The 19250-nt window shown below is 69.5% G+C and carries 19 protein-coding genes; 7 read left to right on the top strand and 12 right to left on the bottom strand.

All coding sequences use genetic code 11. The features are described from left to right. Nucleotides 1–608 (bottom strand): superoxide dismutase (locus tag C4T78_RS25020; RefSeq protein WP_103908139.1); only part of this gene is annotated, 608 nt, incomplete at its 3' end. Nucleotides 609–771: 163 nt separating this feature from the next. On the opposite strand from C4T78_RS25020, the gene C4T78_RS25015 reads away from it, so the two are divergent. Both C4T78_RS25015 and C4T78_RS25010 read left to right on the top strand, forming a co-directional pair. After that, on the top strand, nucleotides 772–1554 hold the full coding sequence (locus tag C4T78_RS25015) for an SAM-dependent methyltransferase (protein WP_093354610.1): 783 nt from the start codon (nucleotides 772–774) through the stop codon (nucleotides 1552–1554). A gap of 115 nt (nucleotides 1555–1669) precedes the next feature. Then, nucleotides 1670–2785: an acyltransferase family protein gene (locus C4T78_RS25010; protein WP_177247677.1), complete on the top strand. Its 1116-nt coding sequence runs from the start codon at nucleotides 1670–1672 to the stop codon at nucleotides 2783–2785. 52 nt (nucleotides 2786–2837) lie between these two features. On the opposite strand, the gene C4T78_RS25005 is transcribed toward C4T78_RS25010, so the two are convergent. The 3 genes from C4T78_RS25005 to C4T78_RS24995 form a co-directional block, all read right to left on the bottom strand. Then, nucleotides 2838–4208, bottom strand: a complete 1371-nt coding sequence (locus C4T78_RS25005) for a S28 family serine protease (protein WP_093354615.1) — start codon at nucleotides 4206–4208, stop codon at nucleotides 2838–2840. Between the two features lie 214 nt (nucleotides 4209–4422). Continuing rightward, nucleotides 4423–5286, bottom strand: a complete 864-nt coding sequence (locus tag C4T78_RS25000; protein WP_235863638.1) for a coiled-coil domain-containing protein — start codon at nucleotides 5284–5286, stop codon at nucleotides 4423–4425. Nucleotides 5287–5636: 350 nt separating this feature from the next. Further along, nucleotides 5637–6206 (bottom strand): TetR/AcrR family transcriptional regulator, encoded by a 570-nt coding sequence (locus C4T78_RS24995; protein ID WP_093354620.1) that lies wholly within the window; start codon nucleotides 6204–6206, stop codon nucleotides 5637–5639. A 486-nt stretch (nucleotides 6207–6692) separates the two neighbouring features. On the opposite strand from C4T78_RS24995, the gene C4T78_RS24990 reads away from it, so the two are divergent. The 3 genes from C4T78_RS24990 to C4T78_RS24980 all read left to right on the top strand — a co-directional run bounded on the left by C4T78_RS24990 (nucleotide 6693) and on the right by C4T78_RS24980 (nucleotide 11492). Continuing rightward, the gene (locus tag C4T78_RS24990; RefSeq protein WP_093354623.1) at nucleotides 6693–8186 is read left to right on the top strand and encodes an aldehyde dehydrogenase family protein; all 1494 of its coding nucleotides are present in this window, start codon (nucleotides 6693–6695) and stop codon (nucleotides 8184–8186) included. A gap of 155 nt (nucleotides 8187–8341) precedes the next feature. Then, on the top strand, nucleotides 8342–9874 hold the full coding sequence (locus C4T78_RS24985; RefSeq protein ID WP_093354625.1) for an APC family permease: 1533 nt from the start codon (nucleotides 8342–8344) through the stop codon (nucleotides 9872–9874). Nucleotides 9875–9944: 70 nt separating this feature from the next. Further along, nucleotides 9945–11492, top strand: coding sequence for a GMC family oxidoreductase (locus C4T78_RS24980; RefSeq protein ID WP_093354627.1), 1548 nt, complete (start codon nucleotides 9945–9947; stop codon nucleotides 11490–11492). Between the two features lie 275 nt (nucleotides 11493–11767). Here C4T78_RS24980 and C4T78_RS24975 read toward each other — a convergent pair whose 3' ends face one another. From C4T78_RS24975 to C4T78_RS24965, 3 genes are all read right to left on the bottom strand, one after another. Beyond that, nucleotides 11768–12142: a VOC family protein gene (locus C4T78_RS24975; RefSeq protein WP_093354630.1), complete on the bottom strand. Its 375-nt coding sequence runs from the start codon at nucleotides 12140–12142 to the stop codon at nucleotides 11768–11770. Next, a complete protein-coding gene (locus C4T78_RS24970; protein WP_309599291.1) occupies nucleotides 12139–12816 on the bottom strand; it encodes a TetR/AcrR family transcriptional regulator in 678 nt (225 codons plus the stop codon). Before C4T78_RS24970 ends, C4T78_RS24975 begins: the two co-directional genes overlap by 4 nt. A 210-nt stretch (nucleotides 12817–13026) precedes the next feature. Further along, nucleotides 13027–13590: a helix-turn-helix domain-containing protein gene (locus C4T78_RS24965; protein WP_093354634.1), complete on the bottom strand. Its 564-nt coding sequence runs from the start codon at nucleotides 13588–13590 to the stop codon at nucleotides 13027–13029. Between the two features lie 49 nt (nucleotides 13591–13639). On the opposite strand from C4T78_RS24965, the gene C4T78_RS24960 reads away from it, so the two are divergent. Next, a complete protein-coding gene (locus C4T78_RS24960; RefSeq protein WP_093354636.1) occupies nucleotides 13640–14812 on the top strand; it encodes a benzoate/H(+) symporter BenE family transporter in 1173 nt (390 codons plus the stop codon). On the opposite strand, the gene C4T78_RS24955 is transcribed toward C4T78_RS24960, so the two are convergent. The 5 genes from C4T78_RS24955 to C4T78_RS24935 form a co-directional block, all read right to left on the bottom strand. After that, entirely contained in the window at nucleotides 14813–15259 is a 447-nt protein-coding gene (locus C4T78_RS24955) for a hypothetical protein (RefSeq protein ID WP_143185917.1), read from the bottom strand. Further along, nucleotides 15256–15738 (bottom strand): hypothetical protein, encoded by a 483-nt coding sequence (locus C4T78_RS24950; protein ID WP_093354641.1) that lies wholly within the window; start codon nucleotides 15736–15738, stop codon nucleotides 15256–15258. Before C4T78_RS24950 ends, C4T78_RS24955 begins: the two co-directional genes overlap by 4 nt. A 35-nt stretch (nucleotides 15739–15773) precedes the next feature. After that, on the bottom strand, nucleotides 15774–16664 hold the full coding sequence (locus tag C4T78_RS24945; protein WP_093354644.1) for a WXG100 family type VII secretion target: 891 nt from the start codon (nucleotides 16662–16664) through the stop codon (nucleotides 15774–15776). Continuing rightward, nucleotides 16661–16951: a hypothetical protein gene (locus C4T78_RS37440; RefSeq protein WP_235863640.1), complete on the bottom strand. Its 291-nt coding sequence runs from the start codon at nucleotides 16949–16951 to the stop codon at nucleotides 16661–16663. Before C4T78_RS37440 ends, C4T78_RS24945 begins: the two co-directional genes overlap by 4 nt. A gap of 323 nt (nucleotides 16952–17274) precedes the next feature. Beyond that, nucleotides 17275–17910 (bottom strand): cyclase, encoded by a 636-nt coding sequence (locus C4T78_RS24935; protein WP_093354646.1) that lies wholly within the window; start codon nucleotides 17908–17910, stop codon nucleotides 17275–17277. A 371-nt stretch (nucleotides 17911–18281) separates the two neighbouring features. Here C4T78_RS24935 and C4T78_RS24930 point away from each other — a divergent pair, with 371 nt between their 5' ends. Further along, nucleotides 18282–19145: a TIGR03619 family F420-dependent LLM class oxidoreductase gene (locus C4T78_RS24930; protein WP_093354649.1), complete on the top strand. Its 864-nt coding sequence runs from the start codon at nucleotides 18282–18284 to the stop codon at nucleotides 19143–19145. Nucleotides 19146–19250 lie beyond the last annotated feature (105 nt).

Below are 19250 nucleotides of genomic sequence, written 5' to 3'. Positions count from 1 at the left end.
CCGTTGTAGCCCGCACGGGCATCGGCGAAACGCTTGCCGACCTCCTCCCAGTTCACCACGTTCCACAACTGCTTGATGTAGTCCGCCTTCACATTGCGGTACTGCAGGTAGTACGCGTGCTCCCAGATGTCGAACACCAGCAGCGGCGTCGTGGCGATCGACAGGTTCGAGTGATGATCACGCAACTGCTGAGTCACCAGCCGCCGCCCCACCGGATCCCACGCCAGCACACCCCAGCCATTGCCCTGGATCGTGCCCGACACCGCCTCCATCTGAGCCCGGAACGCATCGAAGGAACCGAAGTCCTCATCGATCGCCGCCGCCAGCTCACCGGTCGGCTTGTCCCCACCGTTCGGAGACAGGATCTTCCACCACACCAGGTGCAACGAATGCCCCGCCAAGTGGAACGCCAACGTGGTCTCCAGCCCCACGATCGACGAGAAATCACCCTTCTCCCGCGCCTCGGCGATCTTCTCGATCGTGTCGTTGGCGCCCTTGACGTAGGTCGCGTGATGCTTGCTGTGGTGCAACTCGTTGATCTCACCGGCGATCGCCGGCTCCAACGCCGCGTAGTCGTAATCCAACTCCGGCAACACGTACTGCGCCATCGAACTCATCCCTTCACCGAATCTCGCGGTTCCACAGCAGTCTCGAACCTCCAGCGCACTCCAGGTCAATGACGCAGCGTTAGTGTGCTCGATCACTTTTCACCCTGTTCGGGACACGGTCGGGCAACTACTCTGCGCTCCAGCACGGTCACCCGGAGGAACCATGTCCGAGAACTCCCCGCTCCCGCACGACCTGGACCTGGACCGCCCCAGCGGCGCGCGGGTGCACGACTTCCTCCTGGGCGGTGGCAGCAACTTCTCCTCGGACCGCGAGCTCGCCCGCCGGGTGCTCGCGGTGGCCCCGGACGCGCGGCTGGACGCGCTGGTCAACCGCGCCTGCCTGCAGCGCGTGGTGCGCACCTGCCTGGACCTGGGCATCCGGCAGTTCATGGACGTCGGCTGCGGAATCCCGACCATCGGCACCGCGCACCAGATCGCGCAGCAGCTGGTCCCGGACGCGCGGGTGGTCTACATCGACAGCGAGCCGCTCGCCGTCACCCAGGGCGAGCTGCTGCTGGAGGGCGTGCCCAACGCCGCGATCGTGCACGCCGACCTGCACGACGTCGACGCGGTGCTCGCCTCCGACCGCACCCGCGGGCTGCTGGACCCGGCCGAACCGGTGGCGGTGCTGATGTTCTCCGTGCTGCACTTCGTCCCCGACGACCCGGCCGCGGTGCTCGACGGCTACCTCGACGTCTTCGCCCCGGGCTCGCTGCTCGGGCTCACCCACTTCACCGCCGATCACGCGCCGGAGGCCATGCGCGCGATGGCCGATCTGCTGTCCGGGACCGCGCGCAGCCGCGCCGAACTGGAGTCGCTGCTGGCGGGCCTGGAGGTGCTGGATCCCGGAGTGGTGCCGACCGCGGACTGGCGACCGGAGCCCGGCGATGCGGGCCTGAGCACCGGCACCCCGCTGAGCTACGCCGCGCTGGCCCGAAAACCGTGACCAATCCGACATGGACCAACCGGTGCGGACCGCTGCGCCATCTGCCCAGCGCAGAACGCGATGATCCTTCGAGATTCAGACAAACACCCCTGGTACGGTGACCCGCGTGCCCGAGATGACACCCACTGCCACCAAGCGGAGCTCGGGCCGGAGCAAGCGCAAGATCAGCTGGGACGTGGTGCGAACCGCCTGCGTCGTGCTGGTGATGCTCTACCACTCCACCTTCCTGAGCACCTACCTGCATCCGGAGATGACACCGCGCTCGGTCGTCTTCCCGTTCCAGGTCGGGGCGAGCCTGCTGCTGGTGATCTCGGCGTACTTCGCGTGCGTGACCATCGGCCGCGGCACGCTGCTGCGCTACTGGTGGGGGCGGATGGCCCGGCTCGTTCCGCCGTTCGTCGGCGCCGTCGTGGTGGTCTTCCTGGTGATGCGCTGGGCGGCCGTGGAGGGCTGGTTCTACCCCACCCGCAGCGATCTGGTGTCCAACCTGCTGATGCTGTGGAACTGGAAGCCCGCCGACTACTGGTTCATCGACGGTTCGCACTGGACCGTTCCGCTGCAGCTGATGGGCTTCACCGCCGCCGCGGCGCTGTTCGCCACCAAGTGGGGCCACGGGCGGCGGATCATCGTCGTGCTGTGGCTGGCGGTGCTGCTGCCGATCGTCCAGTGGCCGCTGCGGGTCAGCGATCCCTCGGAGATCTACCGGACCGTCGTCGACGGCATCGGCGTGCACCGCTGGCACCTGTTCGTGGTCGGCGTGGCGATCTGGCTGTGGTCGACGCGGCGGATCTCGCTGCCGCACTTCCTCGGCATGCTGCTGGCCTGCATGGCCGGTCAGGCGCTGCACAACTACGCCGAGACGCCCGAGGGTCTGGTGGCCGACTGGGGATCCACGATCGCGGTGTGCCTGGGCATGCTCGTGGTGGCGGTGACCGCCTACGGCCCGGACTGGAACCGGGTGGTGCCGAACTGGCTGGCCGGCCGGATCAGCTGGTTCGCGGGCATCTCCTACGGCGTGTTCCTGGTGCACCAGACGATCGGTTACATCGTGATGCGCAAGCTGGACGACGTCGGCGTCGACCCGCTGCTGCAGACCGCCGCGATGCTGATCACCGGCACCGTCCTCGGCTGGGCGCTGACCCGCGTGGTGGAGCGCCCGTCGCACAAGTTCCTGATGAACACCTACGACACCCTCGCCGCCCGCCGCAAGGCGCGGACCAAGACCGGCTGACCCGGACACTGCGAAGGGCACCCCGCGCGAGCGAGGTGCCCTTCGCCGTTGCTCAGCGGGGGTGGCGCTGGAGCGGTTCGGCGTCCAGGACCGCGGAGCGCATGGCCGGTGCTTCGACCTCGGCCCAGCGGCGGAGCGTCTGCTCGGCCTCGGCCCGCTGGTCGGCGGGCAGGCCCTCGATCTTGGCTCCGTGGTTGGCGCCCGGGACCAGGTAGCTGTAGGAGTCGCGGGTGCCGGGGCCCAGCTCGAAGGGCTCGGCGCTCCAGGGGTCGCGCTCGCCGTTGACGAACATCAGCTCCGAACCGCGGCTGCGAACCCACGCGTCGACCCGGTGCATCACGCCCGGTTCGAAGCGCATCGGGATCTCCCGCGAGACCAGGTTGCGGGGCTGGCTGAGCTCGCGGTTGTGCAGCAGGTCGGCCAGCGGCTCATCGGAGACGTGCGGCCAGCCCAGCTGGGTGCCCGCCTGGTAGTAGTACGGCGCGTACGGCTCGATGCCCTGGTCGGTGTAGAAGCGGAACTCCGTGGTCCGGTCGAAGAACGCGTAGATCTCGTCGGTGCTCGCCGTGGTGGCGGGCACCTGGGCGCAGTCGTCCTGGCCGCGGTACTGCCAGAACGCGAAGGGCGTGTCGATCACGACCATCTCGAAGCCGCGGTCGATGTCGCCGATGATCCGGTCGAAGGTCAGCCCCTCGGCGTCGGCGTAGGCCTGGAACTTCGCCACCAGCTCGTCGCGCCGCACCAGCGCCTCGCGCTGCACCGCGGTCAGCGCCGCCCGGCAGGCCGGGTCGGTGCCGACCCCGGCCAGGAACTCGTCGTAGCGGTCCTGGTCGTTGTCGACGTCGTTGGGCGCCACGTAGGCGACCGTGCCGTCGACGTCGTCGGGGTAGAACCGCCGGTGGTAGACCGCCGTCATGCCGCCCTTGCTGGCCCCGGTGGTGATCCACTGGTCGTCGTAGACCGCGCGCAGCGCGCTGATCACCCGGTGCTGGTCGGTGGCGGCCTGCCAGATGTCCAGGTCGCCCCAGTCCGCCGGGTCCGGGCGGGACGGGGTGAAGAAGCGGTGCTCCAGGCTCACCTGGTTGCCGTCGACCAGCCGCGTCGGCTCGGTGCGGGCGGTCTTCTCCGGCAGGCCGTAGCCCGAGGTGTAGAGCACGGTCGGCCGCGACAGGTCGCGGTGCAGCAGGGTCAGGCGCTGCTGGAACTGCCCGGCCGCCGGGTTCCGGTGGTCGGCGGGCTGGGTGAAGGTCAGGTCGAACAGCCGGAATCCCGGTTCGGTGGGCCGCTCGCCCACCACCGTCAGATCGGGCACCGCCTCCAGCCGGTCACGCACGTCGTCCGCCGGTGGTGCCGCACCCACCGGTGCGCCGACCAGCAGCATGCCGCACACCGCGACGGTGGTGACCAGACCGCGCCAGTTCATTCCGCCTCCCACTGCGCCGAATCCCAGTCGAACCTAGTGATCACGCACGGAGCCCGGAAGGTGTCGGCGAGTTCTCGCCGGGCGGCTCCGCCGGTGAGGATCTTCGCGGTTCGTGATCGACTCCGCCCGCCGAGCGGGCGGGCGGGTGACGGCGGGGGTGCGGGCAGCAGAGGTCTCGCGAGAACCCGCGGGCCCTCGCGAGACCTCGGCGTTCTCAGGCGCCGGCGGCCGCTCCTTCGGGCACCGGCTCCTCGTGGCGCTGCTCCGGGACGTCGACGTCGCCGGACGGCACGTGTCCATTGTGGACCACTTCGGTGACGTAGCCGTCCGAGCCCTCGGTGGCCGCGCCCGCTTCCGTCGCGACCAGGAACGGTTCCGCGGTGGCCAGCACCTGCTGCGCGGCGCGGACCCGCTGCGCGAGGTCCTGCCGCATGCGCAGCATCGTCTCGGCGTACTCGTCGGCCCGCCGGATCCGCCGCTCCGCTTCCGCGGTGGCCTCGCGGACCCGCCGCTGCGCCGCCTCCCGGCTGGCCTGCTCGCGCTCGGCCATGATGCGCATCGCCTCTTCGCGGCGCGCCGCCATGGACACCTCGAAGTCGTGCTCGACCTGGGTGCGCCGCTGCTCGGCGTCGTTGTCGAGCTTGCGGCGGCAGTCCTCGGCCTCGCGCTTCATGGCCTGGACTTCCTCGCGGGTGCGGGCGAGCATCTCGTTGCGCTGCTGCTCGGACTGCCGCCGCCACTCGTCGGCCTCGGCGACCAGCTTCTCGTAGCGCTCGCGCAGCTCGGCCGCGGCCTGCTCGCTGCGCGCCCACTCGTGCTCCGCCGCGGCCTGCGCGGCGGCGACCACCTCGTTCGCCTCATCGTTGGCGAGCCGGACCATCCGGCGTAAGCGGTCCGTCAGCGCAGCGGCATCGACCGGCGTGCGGGCCTGCTCGTCGAGCTGCTGCTTGAGCGAGTCGACTTCGGCCCGCGCCTGCTCCAGCTGCGCGGTCAGATCGCCGACCTGGCTGAGCGCCGAGTCGCGATCCTCGGCGAGCATCCGCACCTCGGCCTCGGTCTGCTGAATGTAGAACTTCACCTGAGATCTGCGGAACCCGTACCACACTGTGTCGAAATCCGACTTAAGCGGCACCAATTCGCGGTCTTCGCTGTGCCCCACGGTCTCACCCCACCTGAGTTGATCAAATGTGCTGGGAGCGAGCCACGCCCCGACGCGGCAAGTCCGTTGTACACCGGAAAAACGCCCGGCGATGTGCTCCACCGGGCTGAAAACCGGCGGCGGCGCACGCCCGGCGCGCAGGGTGCCACGGATCGCTGGCACCATTCTTCCCGGCCCGGGCAGCTAGATCAACAGCCCCGGATTCGGTGCAATGCAACGGACATCCGATGTTGACCGATCGGACACCCGGCGAGAAATGCCTGCTGGAATCAGCTTTCCGCAGGCCGCGGCAGCACCCGGCGGAATATCATCTCGATTTCATCTCGGCTCGGCACCGATTCCCGGACGATGCCTTGCAGCAGCAATCCGCAGAACACCACCGACAGCGCGCGGCCGGTGGCCGGGTCGACGAGCGAGGCGAACAGCTCGGCCAGCGCGCTGTCCCACTCCTGGCTCGCGCCGTGCAGCGCGGGCTTGTGCAGCGCGGCGATGTAGAGCTGGTGCTCCACCGCGGTCTGCGCGCGGGCCGGGCCGAGGTAGTGCAGCACCAGATCGGTCAGCGCGACGGCCAGGTCGCCGTCGAGCCGCCGGGCCCACTCCCGCAGGTGCGCGACGTCGTCGGCGGCCGCCTGCCGCAGGGCGCTGGCCAGCAGGTCGTCCAGGGTGGCGAAGTAGTAGGTGGTCGACCCCAGCGGCACCCCGGCCTGCGCCGCGACCGCGCGGTGGGTGAGCTTGTCCACACCGCGCTCGGCGACGACGGCGATCGCGGCGCGCGCGATGCGCTCGGGCCGGGCCGGGTCCTTGCGGCGCGCGGCGGGCGCGGGCTGCGTGGTCGACATTCGCTTCGGCGTCCCTCCCGTGTTGCCGGCCACCTCCGGTAGCGGGCCGGATGACCTCGCCCAGCCTGCCATGCCCCGGTGCCCGCGCGATGCGGCCCAGGTCACCGAATTGGCGTTCATGCTGTTCGGAGCGCATATTTTCAACGGAGAACGACATCCTCCGAGCCCGGTGATGTACAGATGTACACCACCGGTGTTAGGGTCTTCGGCGGCACTGAGAGCAATCGCACCAGGTCGTGGAATCGATCTGACGCTGGAATTGAACGAAGACCGCGCACGGCCGCCACCGAATGCACCGCCAGGAGGTGAAATCGCACCACGGCGTGCCGAAGGCACCATTCGTCGAATTTCGCCCCGATGCGACGACGACGATTCGCGTGGCGAAGTGCCGGCTCTCGCGGCATTGTGTGACCACACCGCCACCAGAAGTGCGAGGTCGTGCGGTTCCAGCACATTAAGCACAACCGACATCACGGGGATACGAGCATGTCGCAAGCTGAGAATTCGGCGGCCACGCTGTTCATCGACGGCGAATGGGTGCCTGCCGCGGACGGCCGCACCCGCGAGATCCGCTGCCCCGCCGACGGGGAACTGGTCGCCACCGTGGCCGAGGGCGGGCGGGCCGACACCGAGCGCGCCATCGCCGCGGCCCGCCGCGCCTTCGACGAGGGCTCCTGGGCGACCAGCTCGCCGTGGGAGCGCGGTGACCTGCTGCTGCGGGTCAGCGACATCCTGGTGCGCGACAAGGCCGAGTTCGCCCGCGCCGAATCGCTGGACACCGGCAAGCGGCTGGTCGAGAGCGAATTCGACATGGACGACATCGCCGCCTGCTTCCGCTACTTCGGCAAGATCGCGGGCACCGACGCGGGCCACCTGGTCGACACCGGCTCCCGCGACTCGATCAGCCGCGTGCAGTACGAACCGGTCGGCGTGTGCGGCATGATCACGCCCTGGAACTACCCGCTGCTGCAGGTGGCCTGGAAGGTCGCCCCGGCCATCGCGGCGGGCGACACCTTCGTGCTCAAGCCCAGCGAGCTCACGCCGAGCACCGCGATCCTGCTGATGCGCGCGCTGACCGAGGCCGGGCTGCCCGCCGGTGTCGGCAACCTGGTGCTGGGCACCGGCGCCGAGGTCGGCTCGGTGCTCTCCGAGCACCCCGACATCGACCTGGTCTCCTTCACCGGTGGCCTGCACACCGGCCGCAAGGTCTCCGCCGCGGCCGCCGCCACGGTCAAGAAGGTCGCCCTGGAACTGGGCGGCAAGAACCCCAACGTGGTCTTCGCCGACGCCGACTTCGAGACCGCCGTGGACTACGCGCTGACCGCGGTGTTCCTGCACTCCGGCCAGGTGTGCTCGGCAGGTGCGCGGCTGATCGTGCAGGACGAACTGCACGACGCGCTGGTGGACGAGATCGTCCGCCGCGCCGAGCTGATCCGCCTCGGCGGGCCGTTCGACGCCGACGCCGAGACCGGGCCGCTGATCTCGGCCGCGCACCTGCAGAAGGTCGACGAATACGTGGCCAAGTCCGTCGCCGAGGGCGCTGTCCTGCGCACCGGTGGCCGCCGCCCCGAGGGCGAGCGCTACGCGAACGGCCACTACTACCTGCCGACCGTGCTCGACGACGTGCAGCAGGGTTCCTACGCCGTGGTCGAGGAGTCCTTCGGCCCGGTGCTGACGGTGGAGCGCTTCACCGACGAGGACGACGCGGTGCGCATCGCCAACGACACCCACTACGGCCTGGCCGGCGGGGTGTTCACCGGTGACCCGGCCAAGGCGCAGCGGGTGGCCAACCGGCTGCGGCACGGCACCGTGTGGATCAACGACTTCCACCCCTACCTGCCGCAGGCGGAATGGGGCGGGTACAAGCAGTCCGGCATCGGCCGCGAACTCGGCCGCGCCGGACTCGGTGAATACCAGGAGGCCAAGCACGTCTTCCAGAACCTGCGGCCCGGGCCGCAGAACTGGTTCTCCGGGAAGTAAGGAGATTCGGTGCGCTGCGGCGGTGTTGATCCACCGCCGCAGCGCACCTGTGCGGCCCAAGAGGTCGCGATCGCATTTCGCGCGACGCAAGCAACCACCCGGTCCAACCCTCCCGCATCCGGCGGGCGGCGTTGATCGGGAAAGGAGTTCGGGGCATGAGCGCGCCCAATTATGACGCTGAGCTCAACGAGTTCGGTTACACCAACAAACTGAAGAGAAGTCTCGGAGGCTTCCACACCTTCGCGGCCGGGATCAGCTACATCTCGGTGCTCACCGGCACCTTCCAACTGTCCTACTTCGGCCTTTCCTTCGGAGGACCCGCCTACTGGTGGTCCTGGCCGATCGTGTTCCTGGGGCAGTTGCTCGTGGCGTTGAGTTTCGCCGAGCTGGCATCCCGGTACCCGATCGCCGGCTCCGTCTACAACTGGGCGAAGAAGCTGGGCGGTCAGCACGTCGGCTGGCTGGCCGGGTGGATGATGCTGCTGGCCTCGATCGTGTCGATCTCGGCCACCGCGCTGGCCTACCAGAACACGCTCCCGCAGATCTGGTCCGGTTTCCAGGTCATCGGCGACGGTTCCAACAGCACCGACGCCGCGGTCAACGGCATCCTGCTGGCGCTGGTGCTGATCCTGTTCACCACGCTGGTCAACGCCTTCGGCGTCAAGCTGATGGCCCGGATCAACAGCGGTGGCGTGTTCATCGAGCTGGTCGCCGCGGTGCTGCTGATCGTCGCCCTGGCGCTGGTGGCGGTGAACCCGCCGACTGTCGTGTTCGACACCAACGGCACCGAATCGGCCTTCGGCGGCAGCTACCTCAGCGCCTTCCTGATCGCCGGGATCGCCTCGTCGTACGTGATGTACGGCTTCGACACCGCCGCCTCGCTGGGCGAGGAGTCCATCAACCCGCACCGCAACGCGCCCAAGGCGATCCTGCGGGCGCTGATCGCCTCGTTCGTCCTCGGCGGCCTGATCCTGCTGTTCGGCATGATGGCCACGCGCGACTTCTCCGCGCCTGAGCTGGCCTCCAGCGGCCTGCAGTTCGTGCTCAACGACGCGCTGGGGCCGTTCGTCGGCCGATTGTTCCTGCTGGCCATCTTCGTGGCGATCACGGTCTGCGTGCTGGCGGTGCACACCGCGGCGATCCGCATCGCCTTCGCCATGGCCCGCGACAACGCGCTGCCCGCGGGCAAGCTGCTGGCGCGCGTCAGCCCGCGGTTCCAGACCCCGGTGATCCCCGCGGTGGTCATCGGCGTGCTCGCGGTGGCGCTGCTGGTGGTCAACATCGGCCAGCCGCAGATCTTCACCGCCATCACCAGCCTGGCGATCATCCTGATCTACATCTCCTACCTGCTGGTCACGGTGCCGATGCTGATCGCGCGGCTACGCGGCAAGTGGCAGCCGACCAAGGAGGAGGGCCGGTTCAGCCTGGGCAAGCTCGGGCTGCCGGTCAACGTGCTAGCAGTGCTGTGGGGCGTGGGCATGACGGTCAACCTGGCCTGGCCGCGCCGCGAGGTCTACAACGCCGAACCGCCCTACCACTGGTACCTGCAGTACAGCTCGATGCTGTTCGTCGGAGTCGCGGCGGTGGGCGGATTCGCGTACTACTGGTTCGTTCAGCGCCACAAGGTCGGCGTGCTCGCCGACCACGCGTCCACATCGGACCACGACGAGACCAGCCCGGTCGCCTGATGAGGTCCGGCATCTCGCACGGGTGCGCGAGATGACCGGAACCCGCGGAGAAGAAACGGAGATTCGGACAATGACAGACCAGTTCGACTACGTGGTGGTCGGTGGCGGCAGCGCGGGCGCGGCGGTCGCGGCACGGCTCTCGGAGGACCCGAACGTCACCGTGTGCCTGCTGGAGGCCGGGCCGTCGGACGTGGGCGACAAGGCGATCCTGGAGCTCAAGCGCTGGATGGCGCTGCTGGAGTCCGGCTACGACTGGGACTACCTGATCGAGCCGCAGGAGAACGGCAACTCCTTCATGCGGCACGCGCGGGCGCGAGTGCTCGGCGGCTGTTCCTCGCACAACTCCTGCATCGCGTTCTGGGCGCCGGCCGAGGACCTCGACGAGTGGGAGTCGATGGGCGCCACCGGGTGGGGCGCCAAGGACATCTTCCCGCTGTACAAGCGGCTGGAGACCAACGACGGGCCGGGTGACCACCACGGCCGCAGCGGCCCGGTGACCATCCGCAGCGTCCCGCCGGAGGACCCGTGCGGCGCCGCGCTGCTGCGGGCCTGCGAGCAGCAGGGCATCCCGACCACGGAGTTCAACTCCGGCAAGACCGTGGTGCACGGGGCCAACTGGTTCCAGATCAACGCCCGCGAGGACGGCACCCGCTCCTCGTCCTCGGTGTCCTACCTGCACCCGAACCTGGACCGGCCGAACCTGGAGATCCGCACCCAGGCGTGGGCCAAGAAGGTGACCTTCAACGGCACCCGCGCCACCGGCGTGCAGTACCTGGACGCCGACCTGATCCACACCCGCACGGTCACCGCCGGCCGCGAGGTGGTGCTCTCCGCAGGTGCCATCGACACCCCGAAGCTGCTGATGCTCTCGGGCATCGGCCCGGGCGAGCACCTGCGCGAGTTCGGCATCGACGTGCTGGTGGACTCCCCCGGCGTCGGCTCCAGCCTCCAGGACCACCCGGAGGGCGTGATCAGCTGGGACGCCAAGCAGCCGATGGTCACCGACTCGACGCAGTGGTGGGAGATCGGCATCTTCACCACCACCGAGCCCGGGCTGGACCGGCCGGACCTGATGTTCCACTACGGTTCGGTGCCCTTCGACATGCACACCGTGCGGCAGGGCTACCCGACCTCGGAGAACAGCTTCTGCCTGACCCCGAACGTCACCCGCGCCCGCTCCACCGGCACGGTGCGGCTGCGCAGCCGCGACTTCCGGGACAAGCCGAAGGTCGACCCGCGGTACTTCACCGACCCGCACGACATGCGGGTGATGACCGAGGGCATCAAGCTGGCCCGCGAGATCGTGGCCCGGCCCGCGATGCAGGAGTGGGCGGGCGCGGAGCTGTTCCCCGGCCCGGACGTGCGCACCGACGACGAGATCGCCGACTACCTCAAGCGCACCCACAACACCGTCTACCACCCGGCGGCCTCGGTGCCGATGGGTGCCGACGACGACCCGACCAAGCCGCTGGACGCGCGGCTGCGGGTCAAGGGCGTGCATGGCCTGCGCGTCGCGGACGCCTCGGCGATGCCGTTCCTGGTGGCGGTGAACCCGAACATCACCACCATGGCAATCGGTGAGAAGTGCTCGGACATGCTGAAGGAGGACAACAGCTGATCCGGTGCGGGGTCGCAGCGCCCCGCACCGCCGAACGATCTCACCCGATCGATGCCGAAGCCGGTGCTGTTCCCCGAAAGCAGCTTGGTGTTCGGTAGCTGCGAAGGCCCCTCCGGTCCCCCGCCCTGGAGGGGCCTTCGCCTTTGCGCGGCATCTCCGGTCGTGCGAATTCCATTGAAATCAGACGTGCGAATTCCATTGAAATCAGACGTGCGAATTCCATTGAAATCAGACGTGCGAATTCCATTGAAATCGCGGCGGTCGGCCGCCCCGGGTCAGGCCGGGGACATGACTTCGTAGAGGTTTCCGGTTTCGTCGCAGAAGAAGAGGCCTCTGGGGCACAGCGGGTGGTCGACCCGCCCGTTGTCCGGTTCCATCGGGCTGCTGCCGAAGGGGACGCCGCCCTCCCGGAGTCGGGAGAGGATCTCGTCGAAGTCCTCGGGCGCCACGTCGAAGGCGAGGTGGTGCGGTTCGACGCCCGGCAGCGTCATGAACTGCAGGGTCAGCGAGTCGTTGACCTCGACCGGGGCGAACTTCCCGTCGAAACCGTCCGGCGGCAGGCGGCGCAGGCCGAGGATCCCGGCCAGGAAGTCGGCCGCCGCCGCGTTGTCCCGGGCCGGGACGATCGTGTGGTTCAAGGTGATGGTCATTTCGCCTCCGCCAGCGCGCCGTGCAGGAACAGGTCGACGAGCTCGGCGGGCTCCACCCCGGCGGATTCGCCGCCCATGCGCCCGCGCGTGTACAGGAATCCCAGGAACATCGCGGTGAGCTTGTCCGGCGGCAGCCGCAGCGAATCCCGTTCCGGTTCGAACAGCTCGGCCACCGCATCGCGAACCTGGTGCCCGCCCTCCCGCTCCGCGGGCCCGGGCCGTTGCTCCGCGGACTCAGACCCTTGCTCCGCGGACCCGGGCCGTTTCGCGCGCTTCGTCCGGAGCTTGCCCGCCATGGCGTTGCGCGCACCGCTCGGATGCCCGGTGGCGTGCAGCGCTCCGGCCAACGTGCCGATCCGCTCCAGGTGCGCGGCCAGCGCATCCGCCGCGGCACGCAACCGGTCGGCCAGCGGGTCGTCGAGCGAGATCGAGGCGATCTCCCGCGTCACCTGATCCGGGCGGAGCGCTTCTTCCATGCACGCCGAGATCAGCTCGTCCTTGTCCTCGAAAACCCGAAAGATGGTCGCCTCCCCGATCCCGGCGGCCCGCGCCACCTGCTTGGTCGTGACCGCCGCGCCGTACTCGGCCACCAGCGGAATCGCGACCGTGATGATCATCGCCCGGCGCTCTTCGGGACTCATCCCCGGCGCCCTGCGCCGCGTCGTCTCACCCATGCCGACCACCGTACGGAGTGAGCACTCACTCCGTCAAGGGCGAAGTGAGCGCTCACTCCGCACCGTGCCCAAGCGCACCCGGAGACGACTCAACGCTGACGCCTGGGCCGCGCGAAGGTTTTGGCAGGTGATGGCCCGTGAGTGTTTTGGGGTGCTATAACCCCACAAAACACTCACGAGACCCGACCAGCGGAAACGCCCCCAGCGGGCTCAGGACGGGGCCGGGTAGCGCATCACCAGCGTCGCGAGGACGTCGTCGGCCGGGGCCTGGTAGACGTGGTCCACCCCGCCGTCGAAGCGGATGTAGTCGCCGGGGCCGAGGGTCTCGGGGGCCGATTCCGGGCCGGTGACCAGAGTTCCGGAGTGCACCAGCAGCTGCTCGACCACGCGGGGCCGGTGCGCGGCGGAGACGTACTTGGAACCCGCGCGCACGCGCAGCCGGTAGATCTCCTGCCGCTGGCCGCCGGTGACCACCCGGTCCATCAGCTGCACCTCCACCACCTGTCCGGACAGCTCCGCGCCGCCGGCGCGGTTGACCACCACAGCGGGCTCCGCGCCGGGCTCCGGTTCCGCGACCAGCAGCCGCCCCAGTGGAACGCCGAGGACCGTGGCCAGCGCGTAGAGGGTTTCCAGCGTCGGATTGCGACGTCCGGCCTCCAGCTCCGAGAGCGTCGCCTTGCCGATCCCCGCTCGCCGCGCGGTTTCCGACAACGACAGCTCGCGCTCGGTGCGGATCGCGCGCAGGTTGCCCCCCACCACCTTGACCAGCTCCACCGTTCCTCCTAGCATCGCGTCGTTCCATATACAGAACGGACGGTCCGAAGTGCAGTTGCGTCAACGGCTCCCCACCGCATCGGCATCCACTCTGGTCGCCGGTGGGATCACGACGCTGGTCGGGGTGGTCAGTTCAGCGGCCATCGTCTTCCAGGCCGCTCGCGCGCTCGGCGCCGGACCCGCCGAGATCGCCTCCTGGATCCTCGCGCTGGGCGTGGGCATCGGCGTCACCTCGATCGCGCTGTCGCTGCGCTACCGGGCTCCGGTCGTGCTCGCCTGGTCGACGCCCGGCGCCGCCCTGCTGGCCACGAGCGGTCACGGCGTCTCGATGTCCGAGGCCGTCGGCGCGTTCCTGCTGGCCGCAGCGCTGACCGTCGTGGTGGGGCTGACCGGTTTGTTCGAGCGCGCGGTGGACCTGATCCCCGCCTCGATCGCCGCCGCCCTGCTCGGCGGTGTGCTGCTGCAGTTCGGCATCGGCGTCTTCACCACCATGCAGGACCAGTTCTGGCTGGTCGCGTCGATGCTGGCGGGCTACCTGCTCGGCAAGCGCCTGCTGCCGCGCTACGCGGTGCTCATCGCCCTGGTGGTGGGCGTCGCGCTCGCCGGCGCGCAGGGGTCGTTGCGGCTGGGTGGGGTCGAGATCGCGCTGGCCGCCCCGGTGTGGGTGTGGCCGAGCTGGTCGCTGCACACCACGATCAGCATCGCGATCCCGCTGTTCGTCATCACCACGACCTCGCAGAACCTGCCCGGCGTGGTCACGCTGCGGACGCACGGCTACTCGACTCCGGTGTCACCGCTGCTGTCCTGGACCGGTGCGGTGAACGTGGTGCTCGCGCCGCTGGGCTGCTTCGGGATCAACCTGGCGGCGATCACCGCCGCGCTGTGCATGGGCCGCGACGCCCACGAAGATCCGGCGCAGCGCTACAAGGCGAGCATCGCCTCCGGTGTCTGCTACGTCCTGCTGGGGATCTTCGGCGCGACGCTGGGCGGTCTCATCGCGGCGTTCCCGCTGGCGCTGATCACCGCGCTGGCCGGGATCGGGCTGCTCGACACCATCGGCGGTTCGCTGGCCAAGGCCACCGAGGACGCCGACAGCCGCACGGCGGCGCTGATCGCGTTCCTGGTGACGGCCTCGGGATTGACGGTGTTCGGCATCGCTTCGGTGTTCTGGGGGCTGGTCGCCGGTGTGGCCGCGCACCTGATCACGCGGCGGCGGAGCTGATCAGCGCGGCGCACCGCGGCGCCGGACGAGCAGCACCACCAGTCCCAGCAGCGGCAGCACGACCAGGGTCGCCAGGCCGTACTCGAACACCGATGACGAGACGAACGACCGCAGCCCGGCCGCGCTGCCCTGCCAGGCGGTCACCGGCTGGTCGCAGGTGATCGCGGCGGTTCCGGAGAACCAGCGCTGCACCTGGAGCTCCTCGACCTGCCGCTGCGGTTCGACCACCCGGGGCTCCCCCGATTCGGGCACCACCTCGCAGGTTCCGTAGCGGTTGAACTGCAGCACCACGTCACCGGCCGTCCAGCTGTGCGGCTCAGCGCGGTCGACCGCCGTGCCGGACACCGAACCGGCCACGATCACGCCGATTCCGGCGATGCCGAACAACGCGCTGAGCACCACCGGCAGACATCCCGGCAGCAGCAGCCGCCGACGAGGTTCCGTCACCACCGGTCCGGCCGGTGCATCCAGCTGTCGTTGCCGAAGTCGTCGGGATCGTCCCAGTTCGCCTCGGCGGGGCGCGGTGGCGTGCTCGAAGCGCCGGGCTGCTCCGGGGCCGGTTCCCTGGATGCGATGACCTCGTCCACGTCGTGGCCTTCGCGCAGCAGGGCGTGCGCTTCCTCGAACGCGGGCATGCCGGCGGAAAGCCCGCGCAGCACGCCGGGGTCGTCCGCGACCCGCCCGGCGCGGACGTCCTGCCCGGACAGCTCACCGGCGTCGATGCGGCGTTGCAGGTCCCGCAGCTCGGGCGGGGCCTGGTCGCTGCGCGCGAACTGCTCGATCTCGGCGAGGTCCTCGTCGGTGAACGCCGGGGCGTACCTGCCGATCTGGGCCGCCTCCTCGGCGACCCGCCGCCCCTCGGCCAGCGCAGCGTCGAGCTGCTCGGTGAGCGCGCGCAGCTGCGGATCGTCAATCGGACTCGACACTCGTTGCGTCCTTTCCCACCCTCGTCGCGACGCCGTCAGGCACCTTCACCGGTTCCCCCGGTTCCGGTGGTTCCGCTCGTTCCGCCGGACCGCATCGAGGCGGCGCCCTTGCTCAGGCCCCGAGCCGCCCACGCGCCACCGGCACCGGCCATCACCGCGCCGACGGCACCGGTCTTGACCGCCTTCTTGCCGTCGTCGAGCTTCTGCTTGGCGTCCTGGGTCTCGTCGAGGACGTTCATGGCGTCGTTGACGTTGTTGACGTCCTTGATCTTCATCAATGCCGTTCCCATGCCCACGATGCCATCGATCATCGACTTGACGCCCTCGATGATCTGCTGGACCTGGATGATGATCCGCCGGATCGCGTCGACGATGTCGACGGCATTCTTGACCATCAGCACGACGGTGGCCCAGGCTGGCGGGAAAGCGGCCTTGATCGCGGCGTCCATCAGCAGGCCGATCAGGATGTCCAGCAGGGACATCGCGGTGTTGCACATCATCCGGCAGGTGTCGGCGGTGTTCTGGAACCGGTCGCCGATCAGCTTGGCGACCTGCGAATCCGCCTCGATGCCGACCGTCCACACCACGCTGATGTGCTGCTCGAAGTTCTGCGCGGCCTCGCCCTCCCAGTGCGGTTCCAGCTCCCGGAGCCCGGCGTTGAGGTTGTTGCGCACCGCGTCGAGCGCCTTGGCGATGTTGTTCCAGGCGGCCGCGTTCTCGTCGATCTTCTCGAAGTCGCCCAGCAGCGGCTTGATCAGCGAGTCGACGAGGTTCTCGCCGGTGACCTTCTCGTAGACCCAGTTGACGCTTTGCAGCTTCCAGCCCGCTGCCTCGATGAGCTCCTTGGTGGACTGCAGCCCGGGCCGGTTCTGGGCAGCGGCGTTGAGCACCGCGGCGGGATCCTGGGTGTCGGCGTATCCGCTCACTTGCGCCCCCCGAGGCTGGTGGCCTCACCCATGATCGACTCGACCTGCTTGATCCGCTCGGAGTTGGCCTGGTCGTCCTTCTCGTAGACCTCGGCGGACTCCTTGACGGCGTTCGACACCCCGGTGAGCCGCTCGTTGGCGAACTCGAGGGTTTCGCCGTACAGCTTGCCGACCGCGATCACCACGGGCTGCAGCAGCGCCAGCACCCCGGTGAACCCGCTGGTGTCGGAACCCTTGGTCTCGGCGTGCTGGCGGATCGCCAGGAAGTGCTGGGCGTTGCGCTCCAACAAGCCCGCGTAGCCCCGCAGGTGCTCGGGTTCGACCCGAAACTTCTCCGCCGTCTCTCCTCCAGTTCGCCGCGAAACAGCAACTGTGACGAAGTTCCAGGCGTCGAGGCTCCCACAGCGACCGAGCGCTTTTCGGCCGTTCGGCCGGATTCGGTGCGATGGCGGCGTTCCGGGCGGAAGACCGACCGGCGCAGGCCGGGAGGGAAGCAGCCCCGCCGCTGCGGCGAGCGGCCCGATCGGAGCTTCTCCGACGCGGAAATCCCTCGACCGCAACGGGAAGGGTGGAAACGGCGGCGGGGCGCGGAGCCCCGCCGCCGTCGGGATCAGCCGATCGTCGTCGTCGTCAGGACCGGGTTGGGGTTGGGGAAGCAGCGCGAGGGCACGTTGGTGTCACCGATGATGGAGGAGACCACCGCGGTGAAGGTCAGCCCCGGGTCGTCGTGGCTGGTGCCGTGCAGCTTCGTCTCGATCGTGCCGGAGTCACCGGCGGTGAGGTGCGCGATCACGGTGGGCAGCTCGAACTGCGAGCCACCCGCGATCGGGCCGTCCAGGTGCAGCGTGGCGATGTTGCCCTCCACGCTGATCGTCGGCGGGTTCGGGCCGAGGCCGGAACCGCCTTCCAGGTCGGCCGAGACGAACGTGGAGTTCGCCGGGATCGGGATCTTCAGGTCCATGCCCTCGATCCGCTTGACGGTGTAGCCGTTGACCTCGGAGGGAACGGTGTTCACCGCCGGGTCGATCACGATGTCCAGCGTGCCGCCGGGGGCGACGGTCGCCGGCGCCGTGACGTCGGCGCCCTGCTGCAGGCTGAACTGCTGCTCGCCCACCGGGGACGAACCGGAGCAGTCGAAGTTGACGTCGAACGCGGCAGCCAGGGCTTGCGGTGTGAACGCAAGCGCAGCGGCTGCGGTCAGGGCGGCAGCAGTGGCGACACGTCTGCCACGGGATTGGGACGTCATTGGCCTCACCTCGCAGAATCGGCAACGAAAAGGTGCGGGCCGCGCGGCGACCCGAATACTTACTGCCGAGTAAACTCCGCGTCAACGCACCGCTCGTTCCCACAATTAACAGTGCGCACCGAGCGCCACACCCGGTGGGCCACCAATGCGCGCACAACCGCCGTACTGATGGATGACGTTGCGACGAACGGGTTCGGCGCAGCAGCCGGAACGCGCGCGGCCGCGACCCGCAGTGATAACCGGCCTGCCATTGGTGTAGTTGCACGCTCACCCGGGGCAATGGCGCGCTCGCTGGTCCGAACGCCGGTCCCGGTGCACCCGTTCCGACCAGAGCTTGGCAGCGGAGATCCCGCAGCGACACCATGGCTCCCATGCGCCTTGGACTGACACTCCCCCAGTTCGGCCCGTTCTCCGACCCGCTCCTGGTGCCGCAGCTGGCGGCCGAAGCCGAAGCGCTCGGCTTCGAAAGCCTCTGGGCGGGCGAACGCGTGCACGCCGCCACCGATCCGATCACGCCCTATCCGGGCGGCGCCATGCCCGAGCAGTTCCGCAGCGGCCTCGACCCGCTGCTGGTGCTGACGCTGGCCGCCAACGCCACCACGAGCCCGCTGCTGGGCACCAGCACGCTCAACGCACCGCTGCACCCGCCGATCCACCTGGCCCGCAGCCTCGCCGGGATCGACCGGCTCAGCCGCGGGCGGCTCATCGCCGGGTTCGGGCTGAGCTGGTCGCGCGACGAGTACGACGCGGTGGGGGTGCCGTGGCGGCAGCGCGGCGCGCGGCTGGACGAGACGCTGGACGTGCTCGCGGCGCTCTGGGCAGCCGACCCGGTGCAGCACAGCGGCGAGTTCTGGACCATCAGCCCCGGCCACTTCCAGCCCAAGCCGGCGCAGCGTCACGTGCCGATCTACCTGGGCGGAGTGTCTCCAGCGGCGTTCCGCCGGATCGGCCGCCGCGCGGACGGCTGGCTCGGCGTGGCACTGCCGGTGGAAGCGCTGCGGAAGACGATGGCCGACATCGACGACGAAGCCCGGCGAGCCGGGCGCGGACCGATCGCCACCGCGGTGCGCATCAACGCCCAGACCACCGGCCCGGACGAACAGCTCGTGGACTACCTGCACGAGCTGGCCGGACTGGGCGTCGCGGACGCGTTCGTCGACCTCCAGTTCAGCACCACGACACCGGCCGAGTTCCTCGACCGCGCAGCCCGCATCCGGCACGGCTTCCGCCCCTGACACGCGGGCGGTTCCGCGCGACACCGCACCTGGGCGTGGTCAACTCCGCACGAAATCGACACCTCCCCACCCCAGCCGCCGGTGCCGCGCGGAACCGCGCACCGC

Source organism: Saccharopolyspora kobensis (genome assembly GCF_900108315.1).
Taxonomy (GTDB): domain Bacteria; phylum Actinomycetota; class Actinomycetes; order Mycobacteriales; family Pseudonocardiaceae; genus Saccharopolyspora; species Saccharopolyspora kobensis.
Note: the sequence above shows the minus strand (reverse complement) of the source record. Positions and strands in the feature narration are given on the sequence as shown.